The following is a 6,533-nucleotide window of genomic DNA, read 5'->3' on the forward strand; positions in this document are numbered from 1 at the left end:
CCTCGTCGCCTCCCCGGACCGGCCCGGCGCCTAGGGTTGCCTGCCATGACCGTCACTACAGGCGACAACGGCCCGTGCTGGCTGCTCACCGGCGGCGCCGGCTACATCGGCGCCCACATCGTGCGGGCCTTCGGCGAGCACCGCCTGCGCGTCGTGGTGCTCGACGACCTCTCCGCCGGCATCCGGAACAACGTGCCGGCCGACGTGCCCTTCGTCGAGGCCAGGCTGCAGGACGAGGACGCCGTCCGCTCCACGATCCGCGAGCACGGCGTCACCGGGGTGCTGCAGCTCGCCGCCAAGAAGGCGGTCGGCGAGTCGGTCGAGAACCCGGTCCTCTACTGGGACGAGAACGTCGGCGGCTTCGCCCGGTTGCTCGACGTCTGCACCCAGGAGGGCGTCGAGCGTTACCTGTTCTCCTCGAGCGCGGCCGTCTTCGGCAACCCGCCGGTGGAGTTCGTCACCGAGGAGACCCCGGCCGCGCCGATGAGCCCCTACGGCGAGACCAAGCTGGTCGGCGAGTGGATGCTGCGCGACCTGGCGACCGCGAACCCGAAGGTCCGCTGGTCCGCCCTGCGCTACTTCAACGTGGCCGGTACCGCCTCCCCCGAGCTGGCCGACCGCAGCGTCGCCAACCTGGTGCCGATGACCTTCGAGCGGCTGACCGGCGGCAGCAAGCCGCAGCTCTTCGGCGACGACTACGACACCCGCGACGGGTCCTGCATCCGCGACTACATCCACGTCGTCGACCTGGCCGACGCCCACGCCGCCGCCGCTGCGCGAATCGACGAGGGACCGCTGGGGGAGGTCTACAACGTCGGCCGTGGCGAGGGCGTCTCCGTCAAGGAGGTCTTCGACACCGTCCGCGCGGTGACCGGGATGGACTTCGAGGTCGACGTGGTCGGCCGACGGGCCGGCGACCCGGCGGCGTACTTCGCCGACGCCTCGAAGATCCGCGACCAACTCGGCTGGACCGCCGGGCTGGACCTGACCGAGATGGTCACCAGCGCATGGGACGGCTGGCAGAAGACCCACTGAGCAGGAGTCGCCGGGCTCAGCCGGCCCGGTCGTCGAGGTAGCCGCGCCGGCGGGCGACGGCCACCGCCTCGGTGCGCCCGGCGGCGCCGAGCTTGGCGAGCATGTTGGACACGTGGACGCTGACCGTCTTGGCGCTGATGTAGAGCTGGCCGGCGATCTCGCGGTTGCTGCGGCCCTGGGCCACCAGGGTCAGCACCTCGAGCTCGCGCGCGGTCAGGCTCTCGTCGCGGCGGGACTCGGCCGCTGCCCGGGCCGGCTGCTGGCCGCCGACGGCGCGCAGCTCGCGCAGCAGCGGCTCGGTGCCGAGCCGCCGGGCCGTGTCCCGGGCCAGCCGCACGAGCTCGGCGGCCTCGGCCGCCTCGGCGGCGTTGCCGGCGGCGCGCAGCACCGCGGCGGTGCGGGCTTGGGACCGCGCTGTCTCGAACGCGTGCCCGAGCGAGAGAAAGGCGTTGGTGGACGCCCGCCAGGCGGTCAGCAGCTCGCCCGGAGCCGGCAGGTCGTGGCCCACCAGCCAGCGCAGCCGCAGGTGCTCGGCCTCGGTGCGGGTCATCCAGGCCCGACCCTCGAGGCCCTCCTCCCACACCGACTCCTCGCGCTTGCGCAGCGCCCGCCGGGCACCGGCCAGCAGCCGGTCGGCCTCCGCGACCAGCCGGTCGTGGTCGTCGCTGGCGGTGCCCGGCACGGCCGCCGCGACCTGCCCGATGGCGAGCGCGGACAGCCGGATCCTGGCCTGGAAGTCCATGTTGGCCCAGATCTCGCTGAGCACCGAGACCGTCTGGTCGTGCGCGTCGAGGCTGGCCTCGAGGTCGCCGGCGTCGCCGTAGAGGTCGATCGCGGCGAATCCTGCGAACAGCGCCACCATGCCCTCGCGCCGGCCGGGTGCGGCGAGGGAGGGGAGCACGTCGGTGGCGGTGGCGTCGCCTCGACCGGCTCGCACCACCAGCCCGCTGGCGATGAGCATCGCCTCGGCGAGCTCCGGCGGCGACTCGCCGTGCAGGTCGGCCAGGTCGAGCGCGGCGTCCCACTCACCGACCAGGTAGGCGGCCTGGATGCCGAGGACGCGGGACTCGAGGACGAACGGTGCCCAGGGGCGGCCGGCCGAGACACCGCGCTCGGTGGCCTGGGCGTAGACCACCCGGGCCTCCTCGATCCGGCCGCTCTCGTAGAGCAGGGTGCCCAGGTTGAAGGTGCCGCGCAGCTCGCTGTCCAGGTCGCCGGCCGCCCGGGCCTGGACCACGACCTCCTCGAGCATCTCGACCGACGCGGCCGGCCCCTGGGTGCCCTCGCGGAGGCGGGCCAGCGTCGTCCGCGCGTCGACGACGACGTCGGCCAGCTCGAGCCGGCCGGCCAGCTCCAGCGCCTGCCCGGCGAGCTCGGACGCCTCGACGTGGCGTCGCCGGTCGGCATGGGCGCGGGCGTGCAGCGCCAGGAAGCGGGCCCGCATCCGGTCGTCGGGGTGGCGCTCCAGCAGCGCCATCGCCTCCGTCGTCGTGGCCAGGGCGTCGCCCTCGGTGTCGGCGAGCAGCGACGCGGCGGCGAGCACCGCGAGCAGCCGGAGCCGGGCGTCGGGGTCGGCGTCGGCCGGCAGCGAGCGCAGGCTGTCGTTCGCCAGCGCGATCGCGCGGTAGGTCTGCCCGGACGCGACCGCCGCCTCGCAGGCGCGGGCGGTGAGCTCGACCCGGTCGATGCCGATGTCCTCGTCGGAGGCGTGCGTCGCCAGCTCCATCGCCAGCTCGTAGTGGCGGGACGCCTCGTCGGCACCGGCGACAGTCATCGCCTCGTCGCCGGCCGCGACGCTGGCGCGGGCGGCCGTCACCAGGTCGTTGGCCCGCTTGGCGTGCCGGGCCAGCTCGGCCGCGGTGCCGCCGACCTCGCCCTGCTGCAGCGCCGCGACGTACGCCGCGTGCAGCCGGACCCGCTCGCCCGGGAGCAGGTCGTCGTAGACCGCCTCGGCGAGCAGCGCGTGGCGGAACGCGTAGCCGTCGCCGCCCATCGGCACGAGCACGTTGGCCTCGACCGCCGCCCGCAGCGCGGCGTCGAGGGAGTCGATCCGACCGTCCAGCACCCGCTCCAGCAGCAGGTGGGGGACCCGGCGGCCCGAGACGGCCGCCGCCCGGACGACGAGGCGCGCGTCGTCGTCGAGGCGGTCGAGGCGGACCAGCAGCAGGTCGGCCAGCGCCTCGGGGATCGCGTCGGGGCCGACCTCGGCGGCCTGGACCAGCTCCTCGGTGAAGAACGCGTTGCCCTCGGCACGCTCGACGATGCCGTGCAGGGCGCGCTCGGCCATCGGGGCGGGGTGCAGCGAGTGGACGAGCTCGCGGACGTCGGCGTCGCCGAGCCGGCCGAGGTCCACGCGGGTGACGGCGGGCAGCCGCGACCACTCGGCGGCGGTCGTGCGCAGCGGATGGCGGCGGTGCAGGTCGTCGGTGCGGTACGACGCCACCACCGCGACGGGCGAGTCGAAGCGCCGGGAGAACAGGAAGCTGAGCATCTCGCGGGTGGACCGGTCGGCCCAGTGCACGTCCTCGACGACGAGGAGCAGCGGAGCCGACCGGCCCAGCTGCTCGAGGGCGCCGTGCACGGCCGCGAACAGCTCCGGGCGGTCGATGGTGGTCGCGTCGACCGGCTCGGCATCGTGCCCGGTCGACTGCTCGGGCAGGACGCGGCGGGCCGGCATCAGGCGGGCGATGACGGGGGCGGCCTCGACCAGGGTCCGCGCCACGACCGGGCTCTCGGCGGCCAGCCGCCCGAAGGCCTCGCTGAACGGCAGGTAGGGCAGCGCGCTGTCGCCGAAGTCCAGGCAGTGCCCCACCAGCACCCGCCAGCCCTCGGTCTGGGCGCGGTCGCGCAGCTCGGCCAGGATGCGGGTCTTGCCGACGCCGGCGTCCCCGGACACCAGCACGGCGGACCCGGCCGGCTTCTCCTCACCCACGCCGACGAGGCCCACCAGGCGGTCGAGCTCGACGGCTCGGCCGACCAGTGGGCCTCGGATCTCGGTCGCGGGGGCCACGTCACCCATCATCGCGGGCACCAGGGACAGTGCGCGCCCGGCCTGGCGGGAACGTGCCGGTTCGGCCACTCAGGCCGTCCGGATCGCGTGGATACGCGCCTCCGTCGTCGCGTCGAACCATCGGCGCGGCAGGCTGCGCAGGTCGTGGGTGGCGAGCTGGTCGCGGAACGACGCGGTGATCCGCTCCTGGCGGTACGCGGTGTCGACGGCGGCGAACTGGCTGGCGGTGAGCTGCATGACGGTTCCTCCTCGGGTGGCTTCCTGCAGGTGCCGGGGGTCTCCCGGCGGGTGTGGTCTCGACTCTGCGGTCCTGAGGTGCCCCGGCGCATCGGGACGATTGCCTAGATCACGCGGGAGGGGTCCTCAAGGGTCCTTAGTCAGGCCGCGCGCAGGGTGGAGCGGGTCGGGCGGCGGTGGCCGACTGCGCGCAGGGCGCGGGCGGCCCGGGCGCCGCGGGCGGCGGAGGCCTCGCGGAACGAGGTGCTGATCCGCTCGTGGCGGTAGGCGGTCTCGGTGCTGGCGAAGAGGCCGGCGGTGAGCTGCATGGTTCTCACTCCTCAGTGCTCCGGTCGGAGCTCGTCCTTCGTGGTGACGAGAGAAATGTGCTCGCCTGAGGAGGGGGGCTACATCGGGAGGTTGCCCTATCTCTGCCCGCGGGTGGTCTTACGTCCCGCCTGCGCCGGCGTGGTCAGGGTGGCGCCCGGCGCAGGCGACACAGGTCGTCGCAGCGGGCAGGGCCTCCAGGCGGCCCGCGGGGATGGGCCCGCCGCAGGTCTCGCACCGGCCGTACGTCCCCGCGGCCACCCGGGCCAGGGCATGCTCGACCCCGGCCAGCCCGGACCGGGCCGCGGCCAGCGAGGCCGAGAGCTGGGACCGCTCGAAGGCGATGGTGGACCCCTCCGGGTCGTGCTCGTCGTCGGTGTTGGCACCCTCCGTCGCGGCGACGAGGGCGGCGAAGGCCCGCTCGAGCGCCGCGACCTGGGCGGTCAGCCGCCGCCGGCGCTCCGTCAGCGCGTCGTCCGGGGTCGGCACCTCAGAGCCGGCCGGCTTCGATGACCCGGCTCAGGAACTGCCGGGTCCGCGGCTCGCGTGGGTCGTCGAGGACCTGCTCGGGCGGACCCTGCTCGCACAGCACGCCGGCGTCGAGGAAGCAGACCCGGTCGGCCACCTGGCGGGCGAAGGCCATCTCGTGGGTCGCCATCAGGATGGTGGTGCCCTGCTCCTTGAGCTCGCGGACCAGCCGCAGCACCTCGCCGACCAGCTCGGGGTCCAGGGCGCTGGTCACCTCGTCGAGCAGCAGCATCCGCGGCTCGTTGGCCAGCGCGCGGACGATCGCCACCCGCTGCTGCTGACCTCCCGAGAGCCGGTCCGGGTAGTCCTTGGCGCGGCTGCCCAGGCCGACCCGCTCGAGCAGCCGCATCGCCCGTTCCTCGGCCTCGTCCCGGGACACGCCGTGGACCACCCGGGGGGCGAGGGTCACGTTCTGCAGCACGGACAGGTGCGGGAACAGGTTGAAGGACTGGAAGACCACGCCGAAGCGGGACCGCAGGCGGTCGGCGTCGGCGCGCGGGTCGGTCACCTCCTCGCCGTCGAGGCGCACCGTGCCGTCGTCGAGCGGCTCGAGCAGGCTCACGCAGCGCAGCATCGTCGACTTGCCGGAACCCGAGGCGCCGATCAGCACGACCACCTCGTGCTCGGCGACGGCGAGGTCGACGCCGCCGAGGACCGGGTTGTCGCCGAACCGCTTCACCAGCCGCTCGGCCTCGAGCACCGGGGTGGTGATGGGGATGCTCACAGGGCGCCGCCCGCCTGCTGGCGGCGGGCCGCGCGCAGGTTGACCCAGTCGGCGAGCCGGACGGTGGGCACCGCGAGCAGGATGAAGAGGAACCCGGCCACCAGGTAGGGCGTGAAGTCGTAGGTCCGCGCGACCTCGATCTGGGCGGCCCGCACCGCGTCGACCGCACCGAGGACCGAGATCAGCCCGACGTCCTTCTGCAGCGCGACGAAGTCGTTGAGCAGCGGCGGCGTCACCCGGCGGACCGCCTGCGGCAGGACGACCCGACGCATCGACTGCCCGTAGGTGAGGCCGAGCGACCGGGCCGCCATCCGCTGGCTCGGGTGCACCGTCTCGATGCCGGCGCGGAAGACCTCGGCGACGTACGCCGAGTAGGTCAGCACCAGCGCGACTGCGCCGAGGAAGACCGGGGAGGTCGGCACCCCCTGCAGCCGCAGCCCCGGCACGCCGAACCCGATGATGTAGAGCAGGACGATCAACGGGAAGCCGCGGAACACGTCGGTGTAGACCGCGGCCAGGAACCGCAGCGGCGCGAACACCGGCCCGCGCAGCGTGCGGGTCGCGGCGACGCCGAGCCCCACGGCCACGATGAGCACCGCGCACACCGCGAGGACCCGCAGGTTGAGCCAGAAGCCCTCGAGGATCGCCGGGAACGAGTCCTTGGCCACCTGCGGGTCGAGGAACTGCTCCTTC

7 protein-coding genes are annotated in these 6,533 nt (G+C 74.4%); 1 reads left to right on the plus strand and 6 read right to left on the minus strand.

Annotated elements, in window-relative coordinates:
* Positions 1 to 45: 45 nt before the first annotated feature.
* A complete protein-coding gene (gene galE / locus VK640_00505) occupies positions 46 to 1,035 on the plus strand; it encodes a UDP-glucose 4-epimerase GalE (protein ID HTE71669.1) in 990 nt (329 codons plus the stop codon).
* 16 nt (positions 1,036 to 1,051) lie between these two features.
* On the opposite strand, the gene VK640_00510 is transcribed toward galE, so the two are convergent.
* From VK640_00510 to VK640_00535, 6 genes are all read right to left on the minus strand, one after another.
* Positions 1,052 to 4,045, minus strand: coding sequence for an AAA family ATPase (locus VK640_00510; GenBank protein ID HTE71670.1), 2,994 nt, complete (start codon positions 4,043 to 4,045; stop codon positions 1,052 to 1,054).
* A 69-nt stretch (positions 4,046 to 4,114) separates the two neighbouring features.
* On the minus strand, positions 4,115 to 4,282 hold the full coding sequence (locus tag VK640_00515) for a hypothetical protein (protein ID HTE71671.1): 168 nt from the start codon (positions 4,280 to 4,282) through the stop codon (positions 4,115 to 4,117).
* Between the two features lie 140 nt (positions 4,283 to 4,422).
* Entirely contained in the window at positions 4,423 to 4,590 is a 168-nt protein-coding gene (locus VK640_00520; GenBank protein HTE71672.1) for a hypothetical protein, read from the minus strand.
* A 118-nt stretch (positions 4,591 to 4,708) separates the two neighbouring features.
* A complete protein-coding gene (locus tag VK640_00525; GenBank protein HTE71673.1) occupies positions 4,709 to 5,056 on the minus strand; it encodes a TraR/DksA C4-type zinc finger protein in 348 nt (115 codons plus the stop codon).
* Positions 5,057 to 5,078: 22 nt separating this feature from the next.
* On the minus strand, positions 5,079 to 5,834 hold the full coding sequence (locus VK640_00530; GenBank protein HTE71674.1) for an amino acid ABC transporter ATP-binding protein: 756 nt from the start codon (positions 5,832 to 5,834) through the stop codon (positions 5,079 to 5,081).
* Between the two features lie 2 nt (positions 5,835 to 5,836).
* Positions 5,837 to 6,533 (minus strand): amino acid ABC transporter permease (locus VK640_00535; protein HTE71675.1); only part of this gene is annotated, 697 nt, incomplete at its 5' end.

Source organism: Actinomycetes bacterium, from assembly GCA_035489715.1.
Lineage (GTDB): Bacteria > Actinomycetota > Actinomycetes > JACCUZ01 > JACCUZ01 > DATHAP01.

Bases quoted from the DNA above. Each gene is read 5' to 3' on its own strand.
- galE (HTE71669.1), top strand. From the start codon at position 46: ATGACCGTCACTACAGGCGACAACGGCCCGTGCTGGCTGCTCACCGGC.
- VK640_00515 (HTE71671.1), bottom strand. From the start codon at position 4,282: ATGCAGCTCACCGCCAGCCAGTTCGCCGCCGTCGACACCGCGTACCGC.
- VK640_00520 (HTE71672.1), bottom strand. From the start codon at position 4,590: ATGCAGCTCACCGCCGGCCTCTTCGCCAGCACCGAGACCGCCTACCGC.